The 25,891-nt window shown below is 70.4% G+C and carries 18 protein-coding genes and 1 pseudogene; 3 read left to right on the top strand and 16 right to left on the bottom strand.

The window, feature by feature from the left end; translation table 11 throughout:
* The first annotated feature begins 1 nt into the window (after position 1).
* The 3 genes and pseudogenes from ACIBTS_RS03830 (at position 2) to ACIBTS_RS03840 (ending at position 5,064) form a co-directional block, all read left to right on the top strand.
* Positions 2-2,146, top strand: a complete 2,145-nt coding sequence (locus ACIBTS_RS03830) for an acetate--CoA ligase family protein (RefSeq protein WP_399316351.1) — start codon at positions 2-4, stop codon at positions 2,144-2,146.
* 123 nt (positions 2,147-2,269) lie between these two features.
* A pseudogene (locus tag ACIBTS_RS03835) lies at positions 2,270-3,662 on the top strand (OFA family MFS transporter).
* A gap of 1 nt (position 3,663) precedes the next feature.
* Complete coding sequence (locus ACIBTS_RS03840) at positions 3,664-5,064, top strand: OFA family MFS transporter (RefSeq protein ID WP_399316353.1); 1,401 nt, start codon at positions 3,664-3,666, stop codon at positions 5,062-5,064.
* 95 nt (positions 5,065-5,159) lie between these two features.
* Here ACIBTS_RS03840 and ACIBTS_RS03845 read toward each other — a convergent pair whose 3' ends face one another.
* The 16 genes from ACIBTS_RS03845 to ACIBTS_RS03920 form a co-directional block, all read right to left on the bottom strand.
* Positions 5,160-6,200 (bottom strand): sugar phosphate isomerase/epimerase, encoded by a 1,041-nt coding sequence (locus ACIBTS_RS03845; protein WP_079658520.1) that lies wholly within the window; start codon positions 6,198-6,200, stop codon positions 5,160-5,162.
* Positions 6,201-6,271: 71 nt separating this feature from the next.
* Entirely contained in the window at positions 6,272-7,654 is a 1,383-nt protein-coding gene (locus ACIBTS_RS03850; protein ID WP_399316355.1) for a nucleotide pyrophosphatase/phosphodiesterase family protein, read from the bottom strand.
* The gene (eboE, locus tag ACIBTS_RS03855) at positions 7,651-8,826 is read right to left on the bottom strand and encodes a metabolite traffic protein EboE (protein ID WP_399316357.1); all 1,176 of its coding nucleotides are present in this window, start codon (positions 8,824-8,826) and stop codon (positions 7,651-7,653) included. The genes ACIBTS_RS03850 and eboE overlap by 4 nt, the downstream gene beginning before the upstream one ends.
* 3 nt (positions 8,827-8,829) lie before the next feature.
* Complete coding sequence (locus ACIBTS_RS03860; RefSeq protein WP_399316358.1) at positions 8,830-9,678, bottom strand: TatD family hydrolase; 849 nt, start codon at positions 9,676-9,678, stop codon at positions 8,830-8,832.
* Positions 9,678-10,484 (bottom strand): EboA domain-containing protein, encoded by an 807-nt coding sequence (locus ACIBTS_RS03865; RefSeq protein ID WP_399316360.1) that lies wholly within the window; start codon positions 10,482-10,484, stop codon positions 9,678-9,680. The genes ACIBTS_RS03860 and ACIBTS_RS03865 overlap by 1 nt, the downstream gene beginning before the upstream one ends.
* Positions 10,481-11,728, bottom strand: a complete 1,248-nt coding sequence (locus ACIBTS_RS03870; protein ID WP_399316361.1) for a sugar phosphate isomerase/epimerase family protein — start codon at positions 11,726-11,728, stop codon at positions 10,481-10,483. The genes ACIBTS_RS03865 and ACIBTS_RS03870 overlap by 4 nt, the downstream gene beginning before the upstream one ends.
* 7 nt (positions 11,729-11,735) lie before the next feature.
* Positions 11,736-12,875 (bottom strand): inositol-3-phosphate synthase, encoded by a 1,140-nt coding sequence (locus tag ACIBTS_RS03875; protein WP_399316363.1) that lies wholly within the window; start codon positions 12,873-12,875, stop codon positions 11,736-11,738.
* 84 nt (positions 12,876-12,959) lie between these two features.
* Positions 12,960-14,306 (bottom strand): ThuA domain-containing protein, encoded by a 1,347-nt coding sequence (locus ACIBTS_RS03880; protein WP_399316365.1) that lies wholly within the window; start codon positions 14,304-14,306, stop codon positions 12,960-12,962.
* A gap of 11 nt (positions 14,307-14,317) precedes the next feature.
* Positions 14,318-16,843, bottom strand: a complete 2,526-nt coding sequence (locus ACIBTS_RS03885) for a PQQ-dependent sugar dehydrogenase (protein ID WP_399316367.1) — start codon at positions 16,841-16,843, stop codon at positions 14,318-14,320.
* A gap of 142 nt (positions 16,844-16,985) precedes the next feature.
* A complete protein-coding gene (locus ACIBTS_RS03890) occupies positions 16,986-17,984 on the bottom strand; it encodes a sugar phosphate isomerase/epimerase family protein (RefSeq protein WP_399316369.1) in 999 nt (332 codons plus the stop codon).
* 20 nt (positions 17,985-18,004) lie between these two features.
* Positions 18,005-19,255, bottom strand: coding sequence for a Gfo/Idh/MocA family protein (locus ACIBTS_RS03895; protein ID WP_399316371.1), 1,251 nt, complete (start codon positions 19,253-19,255; stop codon positions 18,005-18,007).
* Positions 19,256-19,738: 483 nt separating this feature from the next.
* Entirely contained in the window at positions 19,739-20,800 is a 1,062-nt protein-coding gene (locus ACIBTS_RS03900; RefSeq protein ID WP_399316373.1) for a substrate-binding domain-containing protein, read from the bottom strand.
* Between the two features lie 17 nt (positions 20,801-20,817).
* A complete protein-coding gene (locus ACIBTS_RS03905; RefSeq protein ID WP_319332848.1) occupies positions 20,818-21,834 on the bottom strand; it encodes an ABC transporter permease in 1,017 nt (338 codons plus the stop codon).
* A complete protein-coding gene (locus ACIBTS_RS03910; protein WP_399316375.1) occupies positions 21,831-23,354 on the bottom strand; it encodes a sugar ABC transporter ATP-binding protein in 1,524 nt (507 codons plus the stop codon). Before ACIBTS_RS03910 ends, ACIBTS_RS03905 begins: the two co-directional genes overlap by 4 nt.
* Before the next feature lie 241 nt (positions 23,355-23,595).
* Positions 23,596-24,777 carry an ROK family protein gene (locus tag ACIBTS_RS03915; RefSeq protein WP_399316377.1) on the bottom strand — a complete coding sequence of 394 codons (1,182 nt, stop codon included), beginning with the start codon at positions 24,775-24,777 and terminating at the stop codon, positions 23,596-23,598.
* A 186-nt stretch (positions 24,778-24,963) separates the two neighbouring features.
* Entirely contained in the window at positions 24,964-25,641 is a 678-nt protein-coding gene (locus tag ACIBTS_RS03920) for a GntR family transcriptional regulator (protein ID WP_319673137.1), read from the bottom strand.
* Positions 25,642-25,891: the final 250 nt, after the last annotated feature.

A 25,891-nucleotide genomic window follows, 5' to 3' on the forward strand; every position in this document is an offset into this window, starting at 1 on the left:
GATGGCCGAGGACCGGGTGCTCAGGGTGCGTGCGCTGCTCGACGCGGTGCGCGCCGAGGGGCGGACGGCGCTCACCGCGCCGGAGGGCAAGGTGATCGCCGACGCGTACGGGATCGCCGTACCGGGCGAGGAGATCGCGACCGACGTCGAGGAGGCCGTCGCGTACGCCGCGCGCTTCGGCGGCCCCGTCGTGATGAAGATCGTCTCGCCGGACATCCTGCACAAGACCGACGCCGGCGGAGTGGTCGTCGGGGTGGAGGGCGCGGCGGACGTGCGAGCGGCGTTCCACCGGATCGTCGAGAACGCGCGCGCGTACGACGCGGGTGCCAAGATCGCGGGCGTGCAGATCCAGGAACTGCTGCCGCAGGGGCAGGAGGTCATCGTCGGGGCGGTAACCGATCCGACGTTCGGCAAGGTCGTGGCGTTCGGGCTCGGCGGGGTGCTCGTCGAGGTGCTCAAGGACGTCACCTTCCGGCTGGCTCCGGTGGACTCCGACGAGGCGCTTTCCATGCTGGACTCGATCAGGTCGGCGGAGATCCTGCGCGGGGTGCGCGGTCTGCCCGGCGTGGACCGGTGGGCGGTCGCCGAGCAGATCCGCCGGGTGTCCCAACTGGTCGCGGACTTCCCCGAGATCGCCGAGGTGGACCTCAACCCGGTGATCGCGACGCCACAGGGCGCCGTCGCCGCGGACATCCGCGTGATCCTGTCCGACACGCCGGTCAAGGAGCGTCGCCGCTACACGCGCGCGGAGATCCTCACCTCGATGCGCCGTCTGATGCAGCCGAGTTCCGTGGCCGTGATCGGCGCCTCCAACGAGCAGGGCAAGATCGGCAACTCGGTGATGCGCAACCTCGTCGACGGCGGCTTCGCCGGGGACATCCATCCGGTGAACCCCCGGGCCGATGACATCGTGGGCCGCAAGGCGTACAAGAGTGTCGCCGACGTTCCCGGTGAGGTGGATGTGGCGGTCTTCGCGATACCCGCCAAGTTCGTGGCCTCGGCCCTGGAGGAGGTGGGACGCAAGAACATCCCCAACGCCGTGCTGATCCCCTCCGGGTTCGCGGAGACCGGGGAACTCGCCCTCCAGGACGAGCTCGTGGCGATCGCCGAGCGCTACGGCGTGCGGCTGCTCGGGCCGAACATCTACGGCTACTACTCGACCTGGCAGGACCTGTGCGCCACGTTCTGCACCCCGTACGACGTCAAGGGCGGGGTCGCGCTGACCTCGCAGTCCGGTGGCATCGGGATGGCCATCCTGGGCTTCGCGCGCACCACGAAGACGGGCGTGTCGGCGATCGTGGGGCTCGGCAACAAGTCGGACCTGGACGAGGACGACCTGCTGACCTGGTTCGGCGAGGACCCGCACACCGACTGCATCGCGATGCACCTGGAGGACCTCAAGGACGGGCGCGCCTTCGTCGAGGCCGCGCGGGCCACCGTTCCGAAGAAGCCGGTCGTCGTTTTGAAGGCGGGCCGTACGGCGGCGGGCGCCAGGGCGGCCGGCTCCCACACCGGGGCGCTGGCGGGCGACGACGCCGTCTACGACGACATCCTGCGGCAGGCGGGCGTCATCAGGGCGCCCGGGCTGAACGACATGTTGGAGTACGCGCGAGCGTTGCCGGTGCTGCCCACCCCTCAGGGGGACAACGTCGTGATCATCACGGGCGCGGGCGGCAGCGGGGTGCTGCTGTCGGACGCGGTGATGGACAACGGCCTGACCCTGATGGAGATCCCGCCGGACCTGGACGCGGCGTTCCGGGAGTTCATCCCGCCCTTCGGGGCCGCGGGCAACCCGGTCGACATCACCGGGGGCGAGCCGCCGTCGACGTACGAGGCGACGATCCGGCTGGGTCTGGAGGATCCGCGCATCCACGCCCTGGTGCTCGGCTACTGGCACACCATCGTCACTCCCCCGATGGTCTTCGCGGAGCTCACCGCGCGCGTGGTGGCCGAGTTCCGCGAACGGGGCATCGAGAAGCCCGTCGTGGCGTCGCTCGCGGGTGACGTGGAGGTCGAGCAGGCCTGCCAGTACCTCTACGAACGGGGCGTCGTGGCGTACCCGTACACGACGGAGAAGCCGGTGGCCGTGCTCGGCGCCAAGTACCGCTGGGCGCGGGCAGCGGGGATGGTGGGGGGCGGTTCATGAGGTGACCCAGGCTCGGGGCCGGCCCACGGTGCGCGTCGGCCGGTCCCGGGACCCGTGCGCACACGAAAGGCATTGGACAGGGGGCGCTGGCCAGAACTTTCGACGCAAGGGGTGCTGAGCTGTATGACAACCACCGACCACTCGGCCTCCCTCCCCTACCGGGAGGTGACCGACCGCAACGGCCGCGTGTACCGGATCGGCGAGAGCGACCGGGACATCATGGGGCGGCCACGCTGGACCATGGTGCTCTTCCCCTGGATGGGCATGCTGGGCATCAGCTCCTCGGAGTACGCGTTCACGTCGGCCGAGGACACCCTGCACGACGCCCATCTGTGGAGCAGTGGGCACATCTTCTGGCTGATGGGCGTCTGGGTGTTCTTCCAGGCGGCCATGGCCTTCCCGGCCGGGCAGCTGCGCGAGAGCGGCAGACTGCCCGCGCGGCAGGCGATGATGCTGGGCGCGCTGGGCACGGTTCTCGGCTATCTGTCACTCGCGTACGCACCGCACGTCACCGTCGCCCATCTCGGCTTCGGCGTGTGCAGCGGCATCGGCGCCGGCCTCGTCTACGCGACCTGCGTGAACATGGTCGGCAAGTGGTACCCGGAGCGCAAGGGCGGCAAGACCGGCATGGTCAACGGCGGTTTCGCCTACGGCTCGGTGCCCTTCGTGTTCCTGTTCACGTCGTACATGGACCTGGGCAACTACCGGGGCGTGCTGGTGATGGTGGGCCTCGTCTGCTGCGCCGTCGTCGCGTTCGCGGGGTGGTTCTTCCGGGACCCGCCGAAGAACTGGTGGCCGGCGCAGGTAGACCCGCTCAGGCTCACCGACGACCCGAAGATCCGGCGGGCGCTGGAGAAGAACCCCGCCCGCGGTGAAGCAGTACACGCCGAAGGAGGCCGCCCGCACTCCCGTCCTGTGGATGGTGTGGTTCTGTCTGCTGTGCACGGCCGGGATCAACATCTTCGGCATCGCCTTCCAGGTGCCGTTCGGCAAGGACATGGGCTTCGCGGGCGGGATCGTGGCGACGGCGATGTCCCTGAAGGCGATCGTCAACGGCACCGGGCGCGGCATCATCGGCTGGATCTCCGACCGCTGCGGACGCCGCCACACCCTGATCATCGTCTGTCTCGTGCTCGGTACGGCCCAGTTCGGTGTGCTGGTCTTCGGCCAGATGGCCAGCATGCCGTTCTTCCTGATCTGCTCCATGGTCTCCGGCTTCGGCGGTGGCGCGATCTTCCCGCTGTTCGCCGCGATGACGGCGGACTACTTCGGCGAGAACAACAACGCCAGCAACTACGGCATGGTCTACAGCTCCAAACTCATCTCGGGTCTCGTGGGCTCCGGCGTCGGCTCGATCGTGGTCGGGACGTGGGACTACGAGGGCGCGTTCGTCCTGGCGGGCTCGATCGGCCGGGCATCCGCGGTGCTGGCGCTCTTCCTGAGGGCGCCCGGCAGGCCCCTGACCAGTCGTCGCATCGTCCCCAATCCGCATCCGCTCGGTGAGGAAATGGCCTGACATGACGGCAGATCCCCTCGCAACGAACAGTTCTCCGACCGACGCCGCCGCCCGTCCCTACCGTGAGGTGACCGACTCCCGCGGCCGCGTCTACCGCATCGGCGAGAGCGACCGCGACATCCTCGGCCACTCCCGCAAGCTCATGATCTACCTGCCGTGGATCGCCATGATGGCGATCAGCGTCTTCGAATACGCGTACGGCTCCGCGGAGGACACTCTGTCCCACGCGCACGGCTGGACGCAGGGCAACACCTTCTGGATCCTCAGCGTCTGGGTGTTCTTCCAGGCCGGTATCGCCTTCCCGGCGGGATGGCTGCGCGAGAAGGGCGTCCTGACGGCCCGCAGGGCCATGTACATCGGCTCCGGCATGTGTCTGGCCGGTTTCCTCGCGCTGTCTCATCTGGACGACGTCCTGCTGGCCATTCTCGGCTTTGGGGTGGTCGGCGGGATCGGGGCCGGTCTGGTCTACGCGACCTGCATCAACATGGTCGGCAAGTGGTTCCCGGAACGGCGCGGCGCCCGGACCGGCTTCGTCAACGGCGGGTTCGCGTACGGGTCACTGCCGTTCATTTTCATCTTCAACTACGGCTTCGACACCGCCAACTACCACCGCGTCCTCGACCTCATCGGCTGCTACATCATGGTCGTGGTGTTCGGGTGCGCGTTCTTCTTCAAGGACCCGCCGAAGAACTGGTGGCCCGCCGGCCTCGACCCGCTGACCTTCTCCGGCGACCACAAGAACGCGGCGAGCCTGGCCAAGAACCCCCCGGCGGTGAAGCAGTACACACCGCAGGAGGCCGTCCGGACCGGCATGCTGCCCCTGATGTGGCTCTCCATCGTGCTGACGGCCGGCGTGTCCATCTTCGGGATCTCCTTCCAGGTCGACTTCGCCAAGGAGGTCGGCTTCGGACCGCTGGTCGCGGCGTCGTCGATGGGGGTCATGGCGGTCATCAACGGCATCGGCCGCGGCGTCGTGGGCTGGCTGTCCGACCGCTGGGGCCGCAAGCCCACGCTCGTGTTCGTCATCGTCGTCCTGGGGCTCGCGCAGTTCGGCGTGATCTGGGCCGGTGACGTCAGGAGCGAATGGCTGTTCCTGTTCTTCGCCTTCCTGTCCGGCTTCGGCGGCGGCGCGTTCTACCCGCTGTTCGCGGCTCTGACCCCGGACTACTTCGGCGAGAACTACAACGCCACCAACTACGGGCTGGTGTACAGCGGCAAGCTGATCAGCGGTCTGTTCGGCGGCGGCCTGGGCTCCATGGTGGTCGCGGCCTGGGGGTACAACGGCGCGTACGCGCTGGCCGGCGGCCTCTCGATGGTCGCGGCGGCCATCGCACTGCTGCTGCGGCAGCCTGGCCGGAGCGGGGAAATCAGCTCGAACACCCGGCCCCAGTCCGCGGGTTGACAAGGCACGCGCGTGCGGAGGCCCCACCCCGGCAGGCACGGGGTGGGGCCTCCACGCGTGCGTGCGTGGTCATCTCATCCGGCGTCGCCCGGTGCTCAGCACTTCTCGCGCAGCGAGTGCAGGTGCGCGCTCGACTTGCGGGCGAAGGCGAACGACTCGACCGGGTTGTCGTGTTCGGCCTGCCAGTGGTGGGCCAGGCGCTCGCCGCGCAGCCGGGTCACGGCGGAGATGAACCGCTGGTAGTCGATGTCCCCGTCACCTACGTCGACCATCCGGTACCCGAAGGGGTTCGAGGGGTCGCTGACGCCGTCCTTCACATGGAAGAGCGGGTAGCGGTGCGGCTGCCTCAGTACGTAGTCCAGCGGCTCGAAGGGCGCGGGCGTACCGTCGGTCCGCGCCGAGAAGCGGAACTGGCCGACGTACGCCCAGAAGATGTCCATCTCCAGGAACACCAGGTCGGGGTCGGTCTCGGCGAGCAGCACATCGTAGAGGCGGACCTTGGGGTTGTCGGTCGCGAAGGCGAACTCGTCGGAGTGGTTGTGCTGGTAGAACTTCATGCCGCGGGCTCGCGCCGCCGCTCCGTAGGTGTTGAACTCCTCGGCCGCGCGTTTCCAGGCGTCGACGGTGGACCCGTAGCGGAAGGGGCCCGAGGCGGTGCCGATGTGCTTGAGGCCCAGGGCCTGGGCGTCGTCGAGGACCTTGGTGAGGTTCTGGGCGAAGGTGTAGGCGTTCGGGTCGTCGGCGTAGTACCCGACGTGGCTGCCGATCGGCGTCAGGCCGTGGTTGCGGGCCAGCCGCCTGAGCTGAGCGAGGGTGATGGGCCCGGCGGAACCCTGGGTGTAGCCGGCGAACTCGACCTCGTCGTAGCCGTACTTCTTCAGCTCGGCGAAGACGGCGGCGAAGCCCAGCGTGGAGACCTTGTCCCGCAGGCTGTAGAGCTGGACGCCGAGCCGGCCGGGGGGCAGGACGGGCCGGCCACGGCCGGCGGCCGACGTTTCGGCGGCGGGTGCTGCCGTGGCCGGGGTCGCGGCGGCTCCCAGCAATGCGGCGGCGGTGGCACCCGCGGCGACGCCGAGCATGCCTCGTCTGGTGAGGCGGTGGGTGAGTTCGGGGTCGGTGTCGGAGATGCGGCTCATGTCTGGAACTCCTCGGGATCGGAGGGCGTTGTCAGTGGTGAGTGCTTCACTTGTGACCAGTCGGCAACCTGTCAGGACAGGCCGGCCAGTTGGAGCAGCAGTGCTTTCACGTCGGTGGCCGCAATGCGGTCGCCGAGCGAACGGGGGGTGGAGCAGATGAGGAGCGGACCGTCGGCGTCGCTCGTCGGAAGGCGGCCGTGGCTGCCGCGAATAGGTGAGGGATCGAGGGGCACGACCGCCATGCGGTAGCGCATGCCGAGCTTCTTGCGGGCCAGGGCGGTGGCCGCCTTGACCTTCACATAGGGGTCGCGTGGATCCATGAACAGCTCGACCGGGTCGTAGCCGGGTTTGCGGTGGATCTCGACGAGCCGTGCGAAGTCGGGCGCGCGGGCGTCGTCGAGCCAGTAGTAGTACGTGAACCAGGCGTCCGACTCCGCCACGGCGACGAGTTCGCCGGAGCGCGGATGGTCGAGGTGGTGGGCCTTCTTGCCCTCGTCGTCGAGGAGTTGCTCGATGCCGGTCAGTCCGGCGAGCGCGGCCCGGGTGGCCTCCAGGTCCTCGGGGCGGCCTACGTAGACGTGGGCGAGCTGGTGGTCCGCGACCGCGAAGGCACGGGACGCCATCGGGTCGAGGTACTCCATGCCGTCCTGGGTGTGCACCTCGAGCAGGCCGGCGCGGCGCAGAGTGCGGTTGATGTCGATGGGCCGGCTGACCGGGGTGATGGCGTACTCGGACAGTGCGACGACGGTACGGCCCTGCGTGCGGGCGTCGGCCAGGAGGGGGGCCATGGCCTTGTCCAGGTCGGCGGCCGCCCGCAGAGAGCGCCGGTCGTCGGGGCCGAAGCGCTGGAGGTCGTAGTCGAGGTGAGGGAGGTAGCACAGGGCGAGGTCGGGTCGGCGGGTGCGCAGGATGTGGCGGGTCGCGTCGATGATCCAGCGGCTGGAGACCAGGTCGGCGCCCGGTCCCCAGAAGTGGAACAGGGGGAAGGTGCCGATTTCGTCGGTGAGTTCGTCGTGCAGGGCCGGGGGCCGGGTGTAGCAGTCGGGCTCCTTGCGGCCGTCGGAGTAGTAGATCGGACGGGGGGTGACGGTGAAGTCGGTGTCGGCGCCCATCGCGTACCACCAGCAGATGTTGGCGACCGTGTAGCCGGGGTGCGCCCGGCGGGCGGCGTCCCACAGCTTGTCTCCGGTGACGAGACCGTTGTGCTGCCGCCACAGCAGGACGTCACCGAGCTCACGGAAGTACCAGCCGTTGCCGACGATGCCGTGCTCGTCCGGGAGGGTCCCGGTGAGGAAGGTGGACTGCGCGGCGCAGGTGACGGCCGGCAGGACGGTTCCGAGCGGCGCACGGGAACCGGCCTGAGCGAGGGCTTTGAGGTGGGGCATGTGGTCGAGAAGACGGGGGGTGAGACCGACGACGTCGAGGACGAGCAGGGGAACGGGAGCGTCGCTCACGGCAGCTCCTTGAGGCCGAGGTCCGTCAACAGGTTGCGGGCCAGGGAGAGTTCGGCGGCGATGCCGTCGGCGAGCTGGGCTCGGGCGCGGGGCCGTAGCTCGGGTGGGAGGGCCTGCCACGTGTAGGTCTCGACCTCGAGGTGTCGGGTGAGCGGGTGCGGGCCACCGACGAGTCGGGTCAGCGCGGCTTTGAGTACCGGGAGCGTGGAGGTGAGGGGCGCGGCGGGGGCCGCGTGCAGCGGGACGTGGAAGTGGGCGCGCCAGGGCCCGCTGTCGGGCAGGGCGTTGCCTATGAGGGCCTCGCCGAGGTCGTCGGTGCCGTGCAGACCGGCGGCGTTGGCGGTGACCGTGCGGGTCTGGTGCAGAAAGCGGGGTTCGTCGAACGCGGCGAGGGCTTCGCGTACGGCCGGGAGACGGGGGTGTTCGGCGTGCAGGGCGGCTGACAGCTGGGATTTGACGACAGGGACGCGGGCTGCGGCGAGCGCGTCCAGGGCGGTGTGCGGGTCTTCGAAGGAGGTGGCGAGATGACAGGTGTCGACACAGACGCCGATGCGGGGACGGCCGATGGCCGTGAGCGGGGCGAGGGCGTCGGCGGTGGTCTCGATGATGCAACCGGGTTCCGGTTCGAGGCCGACCCGGACGGAGCGGCCGGTGAGGTCCGCCAGCGCGTCCAGGCGGTCGGCGAGGGTGCGCAGGGCGGAGTGGGCCGTCTCGGAGTGTTCGGTGGTCCACGCGGTGCGCCAGCCGAGGGGGAGGGTGGAGACGGTGCCCTCGGTGACGTCGTCGGGGAGCAGCCCGGCGAGGACACGGGCCAGTGCCGTGGTGTGTTCGAGGCGTTCCGGGTCGGCCCAATCGGGCTTGTACACCCGGTGCTTGACCTCTCCGGCGCCGAACCCGTCGTAGGGGAAGCCGTTGAGGGTGACGACTTCGAGGCCGCGCCGGTCGAGTGCGGTGCGCAGGCCGCGCAGGGCCGAAGGATCGGTGTCGAGGGCGCGGGCGGCGTCCTTGGCGAGCCACAGACCGATGCCGAGCCGGTCGCGGCCGAGGCGGCGACGGACGGGTTCACAGTGGTCCCGGAGTTGCGTGAGGACGCCGTCGAGGGTTTCGGCGGGGTGGACGTTGGTGCAGTAGGCGAGGTGGACGGTGGTGCCGTCGGGGTGGCGGAAGCGCATCGGTCACTCCCCGCCGCGCAGGATGGAGTTGCCCTCGTGCGTGGGGTCGGAGGCTGCCACGTCCAGGGTGAGGCGGCCGCTGAGGCCGTAGAAGGAGACGGGGTTGCGCCACAGGACGAGATCGACGTCGTCCTCGTCGAAGCCCTCCGCGAGCATGAGGTCTGCGACCCTGCGGGTCTTGAGGGGGTCGCTCCTGCCCCAGTCCGCGGCGGAGTTGACGAGGACCTTCTCCGGACCGTGGCCCCGGAGGATCTCGATCATGCGGATCTCGTCCATCTTCGTGTCGGGATAGACGGAGAAGCCGAGCCAGCAGCCGGCGGCCTTCGCCTCCTTCACGGTCGTCTCGTTGAGGTGGTCCAGCAGCACCCGGTCCGGGGCCAGGGCGGACTCACGGACGACGTCGAGGGTGCGGCGCAGTCCGGCGAGCTTGTCGCGGTGCGGGGTGTGCACGAGGGCGGGCAGAGCGTGGTCGGCGGCCAGCTGGAGCTGGGCGGCCAGGGCGGTGTCCTCGGCGGGGGTCATCGAGTCGTAGCCGATCTCACCGACGGCCACGACGTGGTCCTTGACGAGAAACCGCGGCAGCTCGTCCAGGACGGCGGCACAGCGCGGGTCGTTCGCCTCCTTGGGGTTGAGAGCGAGCGCGCAGTGGTGGGCGATGCCGTATTGCGCTGCCCGGAAGGGCTCCCAGCCGAGGAGGGAGTCGAAGTAGTCGAGGAAGGAGGCGGGCGAGGTACGGGGCTGACCCAGCCAGAAGGACGGCTCGACCACGGCGCGGACGCCGGCCGCGTGCATCGCCTCGTAGTCGTCGGTGGTGCGCGAGGTCATATGGATGTGGGGGTCGAAGATGCGCATCAGGACTCCTTGCCGTGGGGGTGGACCGGGCTGTGGCGGCTGCCCGGGCCAGGGGGGTCCGTGCGGTCGAGGGTCGGGCTGTGCGGGTCTGGCCGACCTGGGTCCGGGCGGTGTGGATCCGCGGTGCCCGATGGAGGTGCGGGGGGCGTCCCCGGGTCGGTCAGGGTCAGGACGCGGTCCAGATCCGGGGGTACGGGGCGGCCCGCCGCGGTGCGTTCGGCGGCGTAGTCGGCGAGCATGCGGGCGAGTTCGACATCGGCGCTGGCGCGCTGTTCGAGGCCCGCCACCTCGTCGACGGGCACTCCCACGAACAGGCACTTCAGGACGGCGTGGCGCCACGCGTGGGCGTCGAGATGGCGGGCCGTGTAGGGGCCGACGGCGGCGGCGAGGAGCCGGGTGTCATGGGTGCGCAGGGCGTCCTCGACGAGCGGAAGGGCGTCGGGACCGGACACGAGGTGGGGCAGTGCGTGCAGGACCGCGCGACGCTCGTCGGCCGTGCCCTGGAAATACACGCGGGCGAGGGCGGCCGGGTCGGCGCGGGCGGCGTGCAGGATGAGCACCCGGGCGGCGTCGGCGTACTGGCTGCCGCAGCGGCGTCCGGCCTCGGCGAGGCGCAACTCCCAGACGGAGATGGGCCCGTGGGTCCCTGGGTGGGCGGCGGCATCGTCGAGAGCCTGGTGGAACCAGGTGCGGGCGGTTCCCTGGAGGTGGGTGTCGAGATGGCTGTGCAGGGCGTCGAGGGGGGCGAGGGTGGTGCCCATGGGTCCCGCTGCCCGGGGGGCCGGGTCGGCCTGGGGCGGGGTCATGGAGTGCTCCCTTCCGGGGTGGCGGAGGGCTCGCCGGGTGGTGCGACGGACGGGTTCGCTGGCGGGGAGGGCGGGCTCGGGAGGACTGCGTGGGAGGGAGGCTGCGGCCTGCCGGCGGGGCGGTCGATCGGGGCGAGGAGGGAGGACGGTCGCGGGCCGGCGTGCTCGACGGCTTGGGCAGCCGCCTGCGCGCGGCGGAGGAACGGAAGGGAGAGGCCGGCGTACTGGGGCCCGGCATGGGAGTGACGGGGCAGTTCGACCACCGTCAGCCCGCGGTAGCCCGTCGCGGCCAGGGCGGCGAGGACGGGCGGGAAGTCGATCTCGCCGTCTCCGAAAGGAAGGTGTTCGTGGACGTCGCGGCGCATGTCCTCGATCTGGACGTGGCGCAGCCAAGGAGCGGCGGCGCGCACGCAGTCGGCGGGAGGGAGCGGTTCAAGACACTGGCAGTGGCCGATGTCCAGGGTGAGGCCGAGGGAGGCCGGGTCGCCGAGAGTGCGGCGGAGCCGGTGGAAGTCGGCGAGGGTCGCGAGGAGGTGACCGGGTTCGGGTTCGATCGCGAGGGGGATGCCGGCGGTCGCGGCGGCGTCCAGGACGGGGGTGAGGGTCTCGGCGAGGCGCTGCCATGCCGTGCCCGGGTGCGTGCCCGGGTGCGTGCCCGTCGGGAGGGTCCCGCTGAAGCAGTGGACGGCGTGCGCACCGAGGTCGCCGGCGATGCGGACGGCCCGCAGGAGCAGGTCGACGCGGCGGGCGCGGTCGTCCGGATCCGGGTCCAGGAGGGAGGGGCCGTGCTTGCGGCGCGGGTCGAGGACGTAGCGGGCACCGGTCTCCACGGTGACGCCGAGCCCCAGCGTGTCCAGTCGGTGGGCGACGCGTCGGGTGCGTGCGGCGAGGTCCGGGGCGAACGGGTCGAGATGCATGTGGTCGAGGGTCAGTCCGACGCCGTCGTAGCCGAGATCGGCGAGGAGGTCGAGGGCGTCGTCGAGGCGCAGATCGGCGAGGCCGTTGGTGCCGTAGCCGAAACGGAGCGGGAGCGGGGGCGGGGGCGGGGGCGGGCTGCCGTCGGGAACGGGAGACAGGGGGTGCGTGTGCCGGGCGGTGCGACGCGGGGCGTTTTCCTGCGGGGTGCCTTGTCGCGGAGTGCTCCCGCGGTCAGCGTGTTCGCGGTTGCCGTGTTCGAGGTCAGCGCGTTCGCGGTTGCCGTGTTCGAGGTCAGCGCGTTCGAGGTTGGCGTGTTCGAAGCTCATGTGGTGCTCACCCCGTCTCCTCACCGGGCGCGTCCTTCAGCCGTCGGGCGAAGCGCTGCAGTTCCGCGTGCTGCTCCGCCAAGGCCGACGGCGCCTCGCCCACGGGGTCCTTGAAGAAGAAGGCGAGTTCGCGGAGCGGGCCGGACAGGCCGGCTTCGTGGGCCCGGGCGGTGAGGCGGGCCAGATCGAGGACGAGGGGTGCGGCGAGCGCGGAGTCGCAGCCCTGCCAGATGGTCTGGAGGATCATCCGGGTGCCGAGGAACCCGTCGAAGGCGACGTGGTCCCAGGCGGTCTTCCAGTCCCCCAGCACGGGCACGTCGTCGATGTGCACCCGGCCCTCTGGAGTGACGCTGAGGGTGTCGGCGAGGACGCGCTCCTTGCCCGCGTTCTTCGCCTCGGCGGCGGCCGGGTCGGCCAGGGCGGCTCCGTCGCCGCCGCCCAGGAGGTTGGTGCCGGACCAGGCCCGCACCGCGAGCGCCCGCTGGGCGAACATCGGCCCCAGCACGGAACGCAGGAGCGTCTGGCCGGTCTTGCCGTCGCGTCCGGCGTACGGCAGTCCGCTCGACTCCGCCAGGGAGGCCAGCGCCGAATGGTGCAGCCCGGTGGAGGGCGTGAAGTTCACGTACGGGCAGCCCGCGCGCAGGGCGGCCGCCGCGTACAGCGAACTCGGAGGAAGCGCGGGCCCGTTCGCGGCGGGTTCGGTGGAGGCCACGTTCACGACGACCGCGTGCGCCAGCCCGCATCGGCGTACGAAGTCCGTGAGGTCGGCGGTGAACGCGGCGATCAGCTGCTCCTCGTCGCGGGTGTCCCCCGGGACTGGGCCTCCGGGGCGGATCTCCCGGTCGGCGGCGGCGAGTTCGGTGCCGACCGCCGCGGGCAGCCCGGCCGGCAGGACGCCTCCGGCCGCGAGTTGTTCGGCGCGTTTGGGCAGGGGGCAGTCGGAAGTGTCGTGTCCGCCGAAGACGAGGGAGGACAGGGCCGGCAGGTCGCTGTCGGCGAAGGCGGGCGACTCGGTGACCAGGCCCGTCGGCGGGTGCAGACCGCCGGTGACGGCGGCGCATCCCGCGACCACGGTGGTGGCCACGGAACCGCGGGCACCGATCAGCCAGACGCCGACGCGCGGGGGGCGGGAGAGTGACGCGGACATGGGCAGCCTCCTTGTCGTGCGCGAACCCCGGAGAACGAGGGGATGACGGCGGGCGGGGGTCCGGCGTCCCCCGCCCGCCGCCGTTCAGTCGCCCTTGACGGGCAGTTCCTTGATCCGGACGTCACGGAAGGACACCTGGTCGTCCACCCCGTGGTTCTGCAGGCCGATGTGTCCGTCGCGCAGGCTCCGGGCCGGATCGGTGTTGGTGAAATCGTTGATCTTCACGCCGTTGAGCCAGACGCGCAGGCGTTCGCCCTCCACGCGGATCTCGTACGTGTTCCACTCACCCGGCGGGTTCAGCGCGCGGTCCCGTTTGCGAAGGTCCGCGGACCTGAAGCCGTAGACGGACCCCGTGGTCTTCTCGGGGACGTCGGTGGAGTCGATCTGGATCTCGTAGCCGTTGTTCACCGCGGACCACGGATCGTCCGACGGCGGGAAGCCGACGAAGACACCGGAGTTGTCGTCACCGGAGCCGCTCGGTTCGCCGGCCGTGGTCTTCCAGTCGAGCTTCAGGGAGTACGCCCCGAAGCTGCGGCCCGCATACCAGAGCAGGCCCATGCCGCCCGTCGACGTCAGCGTGCCGTCGTCGGAAAGGGTGAAGGAGCCGGGGCCGGCCTGTTGCCAGCCGTCCAGGGACGTGCCGTCGAAGAGCGGACGGTATCCGTTCTCCGGGCGGCAGTCCGCCCGCACGTCGCCGACCGCATACTGGATCCCGCCCAGCAGGTGTCTGCGCAATGCAGGATCCGCGTAGGACTCCTTCGTGTGACCGACGCCGGTGTAGAAGGCGCGGCCGCCCTGGTAGTTCTGGCACCAGGCGATCGGATGGTCGCCGTTCATGGTGCCGCCCGTGTACGACGACTCGTCGAGCGAGGCCAGGACGTGGACCCGCTCGCGTGGGTTGGAGCGGTAGTTGTACCACTCGTCGGTGCGGTTCCAGGTCCGGTCGAGTCCCGAGGTCGCCGGGTGGGCCCGGTCCTCGACGGCGACCGTCGCGGGCTGGATCGCCGGGTGCGACTGGAACCAGGCGCCGACGAGGCCGCCGTAGAACGCCCAGTCGTACTCGGTGTCGGCCGCCGCATGGATCCCGACGTAGCCGCCGCCGTGCCGGATGTAGCCCTCGAAGGCCGCCTGTTGGGCGGCGTCCAGGACGTCCCCGGTCGTCGACAGGAAGACGACCGCGTCGTAGCGCCGCAGGTTCGCCCGCGTGAACGCGTCCGCGTCCTCCGTCGCGTCGACCGTGAAGCCGGCCGTCGCGCCTAGCTCCCGTAGCGCCGTGACGCCGTCCGGGATCGAGTCGTGCCGGAACCCGGCCGTCTTGGAGAAGATCAGCACCCGTCGACCGTCGTCCGTGGCTGCCGAGTGGGCTACGGCCGGCTGTGCGAGGCAGCCGAGGAGCAGGGCGGCCCCGGCGACAGCGCTCACTGTGCGCATGCAGTCCTCCCTCAGCCCGTCGCCGTCGTGAAGGTGAAGTCGTCCACCTCGTACAGGGCTCCGCTGCCGCCCTTGAAGACCAGGTAGAGCGTGGTCGTGCCCCTCGGGGCGCGGGACAGGCCGGCGCTGACGTCCTGGTAGGTGTCCCACCCGCCGGTGACCGGCACGGTCGCCCTGCCGAGCAGGGGGCCCTTCGGTGAGCCCGCGCGGACCTCGAGGACGCCGCCGGCGCCGGCGGAGGAGACCCGTGCGGTGATCTTCTGGGCGTTGCCGAGCACATACGGCGTGAAGGAGATCCAGTCGCCACGGCTGATGTCACCGACCGTGCGAGCGCCGTGGGCGGACTCGCGTGCGGTCACCGTGACGCCGGAGGAGGCGCCGAAGTGCTCGGCCTGCCGGTGGCGGGGTTGGAGGACGTTCTGGTCGTGCGAGGTGAGCGGGGCCTGGCCGCCGCCTCCGCCGTCGGTGTACTCGGCGTCCAGGACCCCGAAGATGTTGGCGTCCTCGTCGTGGCCGCCGTCGGCGCTGGTCTGGAGGGTGCCGGTGCAGCCGTTGGCCGAGGTCACCGGGTGGCCGTGGCTGTCGTGGCCGAGGACGAAGGTGACCTCGACCTTGGCGCAGTCGATCGCCGTGCCGTCCTCGGGGTCGGTGACCTTCACCTTGAACGGGATCGCGTCGCCGAAGCTGAACAACTGACCGTCCTTAGGCGTCTCCAGGACCACCTTCGGGGCCGTGTTGCCGACGACGATCTGCACGCTCGCGCTGCCGGTGCGGCCGGTGCCGTCCGCGGCGGTCAGGGTCGCGGTGTAGGTGCCGTTGCTCTTGTACTTGTGCGTGGGGTTGGCCGACGTCGAGGTGCCGCCGTCGCCGAAGTCCCAGCGGTAGGTGAGCGCGTCGCCGTCCTGATCGGTGGAGCCGGCGGAGGAGAACCGCACCTTCAGAGCGGCCTGTCCCGAGGTGCGGTCGGCAGCGGCCTGGGCGACCGGGGAGTGGCCGTCGGTGGCGTTCTCGATGCGGTATAGACCCGAGTGCTCGTCTCCGCCGAACCAGGCGGTGCCGTAGTCGAGGACGTACAGGGCCCCGTCCGGCCCGAATGTCATGTCCATAACCTGGGTGCCGGTCCATGGGACGGGGTTGATCGACTGCACGGAGCCGTTCGCGTCACTGACGATGCGCTTGATCCAGCGGCGGCCGAACTCCCCGGCGAAGAAGTTCCCGTCGTACGCCTGCGGGAACTTCACCGGCGAGTCGAGCGAGGCGTCGTAGTGGTAGACGGGGCCGCCCATCGGGGACTCCGAACCGTCGCCGAACTCGGGTACCGAAGCGCCGTCGTACGGGATCCAGGCGGGCTGGGCCGGGGGCAGGTCGGTGAGTCCCGTGTTGTGCGGCGAGGTGTTCTTCGGGGCGCCGCAGTCGAAGGGCGCGCCGGATGCACCGGTCGCGAAGTCGTAGGCGACATACGGGTCGTTGTCGCCCGTGCAGAACGGCCAGCCGAAGTTGCCGGGACCGGTGACACGTGCGAACTCGACCTGGCCGGCCGGTCCGCGGGCCGGATCGGCGGCGCCGGCGTCGGGACCGTAGTCGCCGACGTAGAGGATGCCGGTGGCCTTGTCGACACTGAAGCGGAACGGGTTGCGGAAACCCATCGCGTAGATCTCGGGCCGCGTGCGGTCCGTGCCAGGCGCGAAGAGGTTGCCGTCGGGGATGGCGTACGAGCCGTCGGCGTTCACCTTGATGCGCAGGAGCTTGCCGCGCAGGTCATTGGTGTTTCCGGCGGAACGGCGGGCGTCGAAGGCGGGGTTGCGACCGTCGCGGTCGTCGATGGGGGTGAAGCCGTCCGACTGGAAGGGGTTGGTGTCGTCGCCGGTGGACAGGTAGAGGTTTCCCGCCGCGTCGAAGTCGATGTCGCCGCCGACATGGCAGCACAGGCCGCGCGAGGCGGGCACGTCGAGGATCTTCTTCTCGCTCGTGGTGTCCAGCGTCCCGTCCGTCTTCAGCACGAAGCGGGAGAGGCGGTTGACGCCGTCGAAGGGGGCGAAGTCGGCGGCCGTTCCGGTCTCCGGGGCGTCGCCCGCCGGAGTGTTCAACGGCGGTGCGTAGTAAAGGTAGATGAAGCGGTTGCTGGTGAACTCCGGGTCTACACCGATGCCTTGGAGGCCCTCCTCGTCGTGGGAGTAGACGTCGAGTTTGCCTGCCAGCCGGGTGTTGCCGGCGGCGTCGGTGAGCCGGAGTTCGCCGTCGCGCGAGGTGTGCAGGACCGAGCGGTCCGGCAGCACGGCCAGCGACATGGGCTCGCCGACCTCGGCCTCCCCCTTGGCGAGGGTGACCTGCTGGAAGTCCTCGGCGGCGGCTGCCGCGGCCACCGGGTCGGCGACGGCTGCGCCGGCCCGGGGTGTGGTGAGGCTGAGGGACGCGCCGGCCAGCAGGGCGCCGCTCAGGAGGGCGATCGCTCTGCGCAGTGAAGGACGTCGTCGCCTGCGCGTCCCGGCTCTGCCGGTGCGGTGGGGGGTGCGGGTGGTGGGGTCGTTCCCGTGCACGGGTGCCTCCAGGATTGGGGCTGGTTGTACGGGCGGGTGCGTACGCCGGGATGCGCCGTCATCCCGGAGAGCTGATGGCCAGTCAGAGATGCTCGGTCCGACTGAAGTTGTCGAAGTCAGTTGCCGAACTCAGTTGCCGAACTCAGTTGCCGAACGCCGCGTCGAAAGAGGCGGACGGCGGCTCGAAGTCGTAGGCCTTGAGGCGGGTCAGGGCCTCGGGGGCGCCCTGGAGCCGGTCCATGCCGGCGTCCTCCCACTCCACGGAGATCGGGCCCTGGTAGTCGATGGAGCGCAGCATGCGAAAGACGTCCTCCCAGGGGACGTCGCCGTGGCCGGCGGAGACGAAGTCCCAGCCGCGCCGCGGGTCACCCCAGGGCAGGTGGGAGCCGAGGCGGCCGTTGCGGCCGTCGAGGCGCTTGCGGGCCTCCTTGCAGTCCACGTGGTAGATGCGGTCACGGAAGTCCCACAGGAAGCCGACCGGGTCGAGGTCCTGCCACACGAAGTGGCTGGGATCGAAGTTGAGGCCGAAGGCCGGTCGACGGCCGACCGCGTCCAGCGTGCGCACGGTCGTCCAGTAGTCGTAGGCGATTTCGCTGGGGTGGACTTCGTGCGCGAACCGCACGCCCTGCGCGTCGAAGACGTCGAGGATCGGGTTCCAGCGCTCGGCGAAGTCCTCGTAACCACGCTTGATCATCGACTCGGGGGCGGGCGGGAACATGGCCACCAGGTGCCAGATGGCGGAGCCGGTGAAGCCGATCACCGTGTCGACGCCGAAGGCCGCCGCGGCCCGCGCGGTGTCGGCGATCTCCGTGGCGGCCCGCCGCCGGACGCCTTCCGGCTCGCCGTCACCCCAGATGCGGTCGGGCAGGATCGCCTGGTGGCGTTCATCGATGATGGCGTCACAGACCGCCTGCCCCACCAGGTGGTTGGAGATGGCCCAGCACTTCAGGCCGTACTTGTCGAGGAGTTGGTGACGGGACTTCACATATCCGGGGTCCGTCAGCGCCTTGTCGACCTCGAAGTGGTCGCCCCAGCAGGCGAGTTCGAGGCCGTCGTAGCCGAAGTCTCGGGCGAGGCGGCAGACCTCCTCCAGGGGCAGGTCGGCCCACTGGCCGGTGAAGAGTGTGAATGTGCGCGGCATGCTGCAGCCCTCCTCGTTCCTCAGTCCGCGATGGGGGTGTAGACGGAGTTCTTCTCGGCGCTCTCCTCGACAGCCGCCAGGACGCGCTGCACCTGCAGCCCGTCGGCGAAGGAGGGTTCGGGCCGGCTGCCCTCGGCGACGGCATGGACCAGGTCGCGGGCCTGGTGGACGAAGCTGTGCTCGTAGCCGAGGCCGTGCCCCGGGGGCCACCAGGCGTCCAGGTAGGGGTGGTCGGGTTCGGTGACGAGGATGCGGCGGAAGCCGGCGTGTGTGCCGGGTTCGGTGGCGTCGTGGTACCAGAGCTCGTTGAGACGCTCCAGGTCGAAGGCCAACGAGCCGCGCTCACCGTTGAGTTCGAGACGCAACGCGTTCTTGCGTCCGGTGGCGAACCGGGTCGCCTCGAAGGAGGCGAGCGCCCCGGAGGCGAAGCGGCCGGTGAACAGGGCGGCGTCGTCGACGGTGACCGTGCCGGTGCGAGTCCCGGTGTCGGCGCCGGCGACCGTGCCGGTGCCGGTGCCGTCGGCGGACGTCGCGCTCAGGCCGCTCGTCGGCCCGTCGGTCAGCGGCCGCTGCCGTACGAAGGTCTCGGTGATCGCGGAGACTCCGGCGAGCCGCTCCCCCGCCAGGTGCTGTGCCAGGTCGACGATGTGCGCCCCCAGGTCGCCGAGCGCCCCGGAACCCGCCAGTTCCCTGCGCAGTCGCCAGGTCAGCGGGAAGTCCGGGTCCACGAGCCAGTCCTGAAGGTACGTCACCCGCACATGCCGCAGGGCGCCGATCCTGCCCTCGGCGACCATCCGTCGGGCCAGTGCCGTGGCCGGGACACGGCGGTAGTTGAACCCGACCATCGCCAACTGGCCGCGTCCATAGGCGGTTTCTGCCGCGCGCGCCATGGTCTCGGCTTCCTCGACGGTGTTGGCGAGGGGCTTTTCGCACAGCACATGCTTGCCGGCGGCCAGCGCCGCGACGGCGATCTCGGCGTGCGAGTCGCCGGGGGTGCAGATGTCGACGAGGTCGATGTCGTCCCTGGCGATCAGGGCACGCCAGTCGGTCTCGGTCGCCGCCCAGCCGTGCCGGTCCGCCGCCGCGCGCACGGCGGAGGCGTCGCGGCCGCAGATCACGGCGAGGACCGGGCGGTGGGGCAGGTCGAAGACGCGGCCCGCGGTGCGCCAGCCCTGGGAGTGGGCGGCGCCCATGAACGCGTAACCGACCATTCCCACCCGGAGCGGCGGCTTGCCGGCTTCCGGTCCTGCTGACTGCTGCGGCTGTTCCATACGGTGGTCCTCCTTGTCGTCGTGGCACGGTGGGGGGTGGGACGCCGTCGGATCCGCACGGACCGCGCGGCAGGCGGCAGGTGGCCGGTGGGAGCAGGGGCATCGGCCGGGAGCGGGCGCCGTGGTCGTCCCGGGTTCGCTCGGGCCGCGGACGCTCGCCGAGGCCCGGTCCACCGGATGCGCCTCTCCGTACGACGAGCGCCTTGCTCGCAGCCGACGGCCCCTGCACCCCGGCCGAGGCCCCGGCCAGAGGGCGCCAGCCCCGCCGACAGAACACCGCATCCGTGGCCCGTAGCCCGTAGGCGCGGCCCGTAGCCGGATGCCCGCGACCCGCGACCCGCGACCCACGAACCGAAACCCGCAGCCCACAACCGCATCCCACAGCCCTTGGCGCCCGTCCGGTGCCCGTTCGACCACACCGGTGGGCCGCACCGGTGGGCCGCACCCGGTGGGCTGTGCCGCCGCCCGCCGGGCAGTGGTGTCCTACTTGAAGCCGGTGGACATGTACTGGTCGACGTTCGTCTTGTCGACGACGGCCGAGTAGAGGGTGATCGAGGCGGGGATCTCGAACTCGGCGAGGCCGCCGACGCCCTTGCCCTGGCCGAGGGCGCGGGCGAGGTCGATCGCGGAGGCGGCCATGGTCGGCGGGTAGAGAACGGTGGCCTTCAGCACGCCTTTGTCCTGCTTGATCGCCTGGAACGCGGCGAGCGCGCCCGCGCCGCCGACCATGAGGAAGTCGTCGCGCCCGGCCTGCTCGATGGCGCGCAACGCGCCCACGCCCTGGTCGTCGTCGTGGTTCCACAACGCGTCGAACTTGGGCTGGGCCTGGAGGAGTTGGGCCATTTTGGCCTGACCCGACTCAACCGTGAACTCGGCGGCCTGGCGGGCCACCTTCCTGATGTTGGGGTAGTTCTTCAGGGCGTCGTCGAAGCCCTTGGTGCGCTGCTTGGTGAGCTCCAGGTTGTCCAGCCCGGCCAGCTCGATCACGCGGGCGTCGGACTTTCCCTTGAGTCTCTCCCCGATGTACCGCCCGGCGTTGAGGCCCATGCCGTAGTTGTCGCCGCCGACCCAACACCGGTACGCCTGAGGGGTGTTGAAGATCCGGTCGAGGTTGACGACCGGGATGCCCGCGCGCATCGCCTTCAGGCCGACCTGGGTGAGGGCCTTGCCGTCGGCGGGCAGCACGACCAGGACGTCGACCTTCTTGTTGATGAGGGTCTCGATCTGGCCGATCTGCTGGGCGGTGTCGTTCGAGCCCTCGGTGATCTCCAGGGTCACGTCGGAGTACTTCTTCGCGCGGCTCTCGGCATTGTCGTTGATGGCGTTGAGCCAGCCGTGGTCGGCCTGGGGTCCGGCGAAGCCGATGGTGACCTTCTTGCCGGGCTTGTCGTCGGCGGCGGGCTGGTCGTTTGCGGCCGGCTCTTCGTCCTTGGAATCGTTGCTTGTGCAACCCACGAGGAAGGTTCCGGCGGAGACGGCGGCAGCTCCGAAGAGCATTCCTCTGCGACTGGTGAAGCGGTTCGGATAAGGCGTCGGCTCTGGCATGGCGGTGAACCCTTTCCTCAGGTCGTGCTCGCGGTACGGCGCTGGACCAGCACGGCGGCGACGATGATCGCGCCCTTGGCGATCTGCTGTACGTCGCTCTGCAGGTTGTTCAGGGCGAAGATGTTGGTAATCGTGGTGAAGATCAGGACACCGAGCACGGAGCCGGTGATGGTGCCGCGCCCCCCGCTGAGCAGCGTGCCGCCGATGATCGCGGCCGCGATGGCGTCGAGTTCGTAGAGGTTGCCGTTGGTGTTCTGGCCCGAGCCGGACAGGATGATCAGCAGGAAGGCGGCGATGCCGCAGCACAGTCCGGACAGCAGGTAGAGGTAGAGCCGTTGGCGGCGTACGTCGATGCCGGCGAGCCGGGCGGCCTCCGCGTTGCCGCCGACGGCGACCGTACGGCGGCCGAAGGTGGTGCGGTTCAGCACCAGCCAGCCGATGACCGTCACGATCGCGAAGACGATCACGAGTGGCGGGACGCCGAGCACATAGGAGTCGCGCTCGCCGAGGTCGAGGATGCCGTTGATCGTCACGATCTGCGTCCGGCCGTCCGTGATCTGCAGCGCCAGCCCGCGGGCGGAGGCCAGCATGGCGAGCGTCGCGATGAACGGGACCATGCCGCCGTAGGCGATGAGCAGTCCGTTGACCAGGCCGCAGCCCACGCCGACGATCACCGCGGTGAAGAGGATGCCCGCGAAGCCGTATTCCTGGGTGGCGACCGTGGTGGCCCACACCGAGGAGAGGGCGACGATCGCGCCGACGGAGAGGTCGATGCCACCGGAGGTGATGACGAAGGTCATGCCGACGGTCACCACCCCGATCACCGAGGCCTGGGTGAGGACGAGTTGGAGGTTGCGGGTGTCCAGGAACTCGTCCGGTTTGGTGATCCCGCCGATGACGACGAGCGCGGCGAGCACACCGAGCAGGGAGAGCGTGCGGAGGTCTGCGCGGGCGACCACGGTACGCCAGGCGGGGAGTGGGATCTGCGGCACCTTGTCGGTGCTGTTCCGCGGTGGGGAGACGGGCTGCGTCATGACGCCGGGCTTCCTTCCATGACGAGATCGAGTACGCGGTGTTCGTCCAGGTCACGGGCGGGTGCCGTGTGGACGACGTGGCCTTCGCGGAGCACCAGCACGCGGTCGGCGAGGCCGAGCACCTCGGGGACCTCGCTGGAGACCAGCAGCACGGCGAGGCCTTCGTCGGCAAGTCGGCGGACGACTGCATACAGCTCGGCGCGGGCACCGACGTCGACGCCGCGTGTCGGCTCGTCGAGCAGCAGGACCCGGCAGCCGCGCAACAGCCAGCGGGCCAGGACGGCCTTCTGCTGGTTGCCGCCGGACAGGGTGCGCACGGGGACGGACGGGTTGTCGGGGCGCAGGGACAGCTCACGCGTCGCGGCCTGCGCCGCCCCCCGCTCGGCGCGCCGGTCGATCCAACCGCCCCGTGAGAAACGGGACATGGAGGAGACGGAGACGTTGCGTGTGACGGACTCCAGCATCAGCAGGGCCTGCGCCTTGCGTTCCTCGGGAGCAAGCCCTAGCCCGGCCCGTACGGCGGCGCGCACACTGCCAGGGCGCAACGGCCGTCCGTCGACGAGGACTTGGCCCGCAGTGGGCTTTCGCGCTCCGTAGATCGTCTCCAGGATCTCCGAGCGCCCGGAGCCGACCAGTCCGGCGAGTCCGACGATCTCTCCGGGCCGCACGGTCAGGTCGAGGGCGGCGAACTCACCGTCCCGGGCCAGCCCCCGCACCTCCAGTACGGGCTTCCCGTCCCCGGCCGCGTCACCCGGCGGCCGCTCGGGGAAGACGTACTCGACGTTGCGTCCCGTCATGAGCGCCACGACCTCGCGCGTCGGCGTCGTCTTCGCGGGCAGTCCGCCCGCCACCGCCCGTCCGTCCTTCAGCACGGTCACGCGGTCGCCGATCCGCCGGATCTCCTCCAGGCGGTGCGAGATGTACACGACGGCCACTCCGTCGGCGGTCAGGTCGGCGACGATGCGGAACAGGTTGTCGACCTCGTCGGGGTCGAGGGCGGCCGACGGTTCGTCCATCACGATGAGCCGTACGTCGTGCGAGAGGGCGCGCGCCATGGAGACGATCTGCTGCTGCGCCGCCGACAACTCGCCGACCAGCCGGGCGGGATCGATTTCAGGATGACCAAGTCGCTTCAACAGAACCGCAGTTGACACACGTGCCGCCTTGCCGCGTACGACGAAGCCGACTGCGGTGGGTTCATGGCCCAGGTGGACGTTCTCCGCCACCGACAGGTGTTCCACCAGGTCGAGTTCCTGGTAGATGGTGGCGATGCCGAGGCGCATGGCCGCGATCGGGGAGCGCAGGGTGACGGGGTCGCCCTGCCAGCTGATGACGCCGTCGTCGGGCTGGTGGGCGCCGGCCAGGATCTTGATGAGGGTGGACTTGCCGGCGCCGTTCTGGCCGAGCAGACAGTGCACTTCGCCGGCCTGGACGTCGAGGTCGACGCCGTCCAACGCCCGTACTCCGGGAAAGGACTTGGTGATGTCGGACATGCTGAGCAGCGGTGGTGGTGATGCCATGTGGGTTCCCCTCGGCGGGCGTGCGGGCCGGAGTCAGGGCAGAACGAAGTCGTTGTTCTCAAGGCAGGGCGGAGCAGGCTGGACAGGACGCGCAGAGCACAACAAGCAGGGCAGAACAGCGAGGACGGATCAGGCAGGACGGATCAGGCAGGGCATGGCCGTCGGAGCAGGGCGAGGCTGGGCGCCGCGCTGGTGAACCGTGTCAATGGCGGGCTTGCGGGGATCGTGTCGGGTGGCTGGCTTACGCGGGTGAGAACAGATGGTCGCTGATCAGTCGGGCCGCGCCGATCACACCGGCGGTGGGGCCCAACTCACCCAGGACAATGGGGAGGTTGCCGGTCGCGAGCGGCAGCGACTGGCGGTACACCTGAGTGCGGATCGCGGCGAGCAGGGTGTGGCCGAGGCCGGTCACCCCGCCGCCGATCACCACCAGGCCGGGGTTGAAGAAGGAGACGAGTCCGGCGATGACCTGGCCGACCCGGTTGCCGCCCTCGCGGATCATCTCGATGCAGGTGGCGTCGCCCGCTGCGGCAGCGGCGGCGACGTCGACGGCGGTCAGCGCGCCGGTCGCCTCCAGCCGTGCCGCGAGTTCGGCGGAGAGGCCCTGCTGGGCCGCCTCCGTCGCGTCACGGGCCACGGCCGCGCCGCTGAAGTAGGCCTCCAGGCATCCTCTGTTGCCGCAGGCGCACGGACGGCCGTCGGGCACGGCCTGGATGTGCCCGATGTCGCCCGCGCTGCCGGTCGTACCGCGGTAGACCTGACCGCCGACCACGATGCCGCAGCCGATGCCGGTGCCGATCTTGACGCAGAGGAAGTCGGCGACGGTGCGGGCGACGCCCGCATGCTGCTCCCCCATCGCCATGAGGTTCACATCGTTGTCGACCATGACCGGGCAGCCGAGTTCCTGGCTGAGCGCCTCCCGCACGGGAAAGCCGTCCCAACCCGGCATGATCGGCGGCGCGACCGGCACACCTTCGGGAAAACGGACCGGACCGGGTACCCCGATGCCGGCGCCGTCGAAGCCCTCGGCGAGTCCCGTCGCTTTCAACTTGGCGGCCATGGACAGGACTTGCTCGAAGACCGCGACCGGTCCCTCACGTACGTCGAGGGGCTGGTTGAGGTGTCCGAGGGTCTCCAGTTCGGCGTTGGTGACCGCGACGTCGACCGACGTCGCGCCGATGTCGACGCCGAGGAGGCGCAGCCCGGGGTTGAGCCGGACGTTGTGTGAACGACGGCCGCCGCGCGAGGCGGCGAGTCCGTCGGCGACGACCAGCCCCGTCTCCAGGAGCCGGTCCACCTCCACGGCCAGCTTGGACCGGGACAGGTCGACCCGATCACCCAGTTGCGCACGGGAGTTGGGGCCGCTGTCCCGCAACAGTTTGAGCAGGCGGGCCTGGTGAGCGTTCGCGGGTCGTGCCGTCATGCGTCTCACGAACCCCTCCCCGCCTCGATTTCGGCCACCAGTGTCGGGCTTTCGAAGGGAACGTAGCAGCGGCTGCCGAACCTGGGAAGAAGCTGTGCACAGATTGCCGCCAACTTTCCCCACTCACAGGACAAAGCAGGGTGGCGGCACCCATGGCATGGGCTCGGTCAGCGCTGGAAGGAGGGCTCAGGACTTGGCGCGGGCGTGGTACGAGCGCCGGGTGTGCTCGGTGTGCTCACGCATCAGCCGGGTCGCCAGTTGCTCGTCGTGAGCGACGATCGCGGTGATCAGTTCGCGGTGCTCGTCCCAGGACTGGTGGCCGCGCCGGCGAGCGATCGGCGTGTAGTACCAGCGCACCCGGCGGTCGACCTGGGCCGCCAGCTCGGCGAGGACGGTGTTGCCCGCGATCTCCATGATCTTGGCGTGGAAACGGGCGTTCAGGGCGACGGCGGCGTCCACGTCGTCCCTAGCGACGGCCAGCATCCCCTGGGCCTGGATCTCGTTCAGGGCCTCGATGCCCGCCTGGTCCGCGTGCGCGGCGGCGAGCCGTGCGGCTTCGGCCTCCAACAGCGTGCGAACGGTGAGGAGTTGGTCCGCCTCCTCCTCGGTCGGCTCGTGCACGAACGCGCCCTGGGCGGGCCTGAGGTCCACCCACCCCTCGGTGTTCAGCCGCTGGAGGGCCTCCCGCACCGGCTGCCGCGAGACTCCGAGGTGCGAGGCGAGCTCGCTCTCGACGAGGTGCTGGCCGGGCTGGAGGGCACGGGTGGTGATGAGTTCGAGCAGTGCCTCGTAGACGCGGTCGCGCAGCGGACCGGGCCGTTCGAGCTTGGGCACCGCGCCCTGTGGCAGTCCTGGCGACAACATCGGTCGCTCCCCCTCCTGGGCAACACCGGGCGACCGCGCCCCGAAAGCCCCGTATCGATTGACGTATCGGCCGTGTGCAGCCGGGTGGCGACTGTCTACAGCCGAGTATCGATTGTCTTTCGTCTACAGTCTACGGCGCACAGTGGTCCAGCCCCGGGCACGGTTGATCGCGTCGCACTTCGGTGCGGCCTCGCGGCGCGAGCTGCGCGAGCCGCCCTCAAGGCCCGCCGGCTACCGCAGCCCGCCGCCG

The sequence above is a fragment of the Streptomyces sp. NPDC050121 genome (genome assembly GCF_044460385.1).
Lineage (GTDB): Bacteria > Actinomycetota > Actinomycetes > Streptomycetales > Streptomycetaceae > Streptomyces > Streptomyces soliscabiei.

Bases quoted from the DNA above. Each gene is read 5' to 3' on its own strand.
- ACIBTS_RS03860 (WP_399316358.1), bottom strand. From the start codon at position 9,678: ATGCGCATCTTCGACCCCCACATCCATATGACCTCGCGCACCACCGAC.
- ACIBTS_RS03910 (WP_399316375.1), bottom strand. From the start codon at position 23,354: ATGGCATCACCACCACCGCTGCTCAGCATGTCCGACATCACCAAGTCC.
- ACIBTS_RS03880 (WP_399316365.1), bottom strand. From the start codon at position 14,306: ATGCGCACAGTGAGCGCTGTCGCCGGGGCCGCCCTGCTCCTCGGCTGC.
- ACIBTS_RS03920 (WP_319673137.1), bottom strand. From the start codon at position 25,641: ATGTTGTCGCCAGGACTGCCACAGGGCGCGGTGCCCAAGCTCGAACGG.
- ACIBTS_RS03865 (WP_399316360.1), bottom strand. From the start codon at position 10,484: ATGACCCCGCCCCAGGCCGACCCGGCCCCCCGGGCAGCGGGACCCATG.
- ACIBTS_RS03890 (WP_399316369.1), bottom strand. From the start codon at position 17,984: ATGCCGCGCACATTCACACTCTTCACCGGCCAGTGGGCCGACCTGCCC.
- ACIBTS_RS03830 (WP_399316351.1), top strand. From the start codon at position 2: ATGGCCGAGGACCGGGTGCTCAGGGTGCGTGCGCTGCTCGACGCGGTG.
- ACIBTS_RS03870 (WP_399316361.1), bottom strand. From the start codon at position 11,728: ATGAGCTTCGAACACGCCAACCTCGAACGCGCTGACCTCGAACACGGC.
- ACIBTS_RS03915 (WP_399316377.1), bottom strand. From the start codon at position 24,777: ATGACGGCACGACCCGCGAACGCTCACCAGGCCCGCCTGCTCAAACTG.
- eboE (WP_399316357.1), bottom strand. From the start codon at position 8,826: ATGCGCTTCCGCCACCCCGACGGCACCACCGTCCACCTCGCCTACTGC.
- ACIBTS_RS03905 (WP_319332848.1), bottom strand. From the start codon at position 21,834: ATGACGCAGCCCGTCTCCCCACCGCGGAACAGCACCGACAAGGTGCCG.
- ACIBTS_RS03840 (WP_399316353.1), top strand. From the start codon at position 3,664: ATGACGGCAGATCCCCTCGCAACGAACAGTTCTCCGACCGACGCCGCC.
- ACIBTS_RS03845 (WP_079658520.1), bottom strand. From the start codon at position 6,200: ATGAGCCGCATCTCCGACACCGACCCCGAACTCACCCACCGCCTCACC.
- ACIBTS_RS03895 (WP_399316371.1), bottom strand. From the start codon at position 19,255: ATGGAACAGCCGCAGCAGTCAGCAGGACCGGAAGCCGGCAAGCCGCCG.
- ACIBTS_RS03900 (WP_399316373.1), bottom strand. From the start codon at position 20,800: ATGCCAGAGCCGACGCCTTATCCGAACCGCTTCACCAGTCGCAGAGGA.
- ACIBTS_RS03875 (WP_399316363.1), bottom strand. From the start codon at position 12,875: ATGTCCGCGTCACTCTCCCGCCCCCCGCGCGTCGGCGTCTGGCTGATC.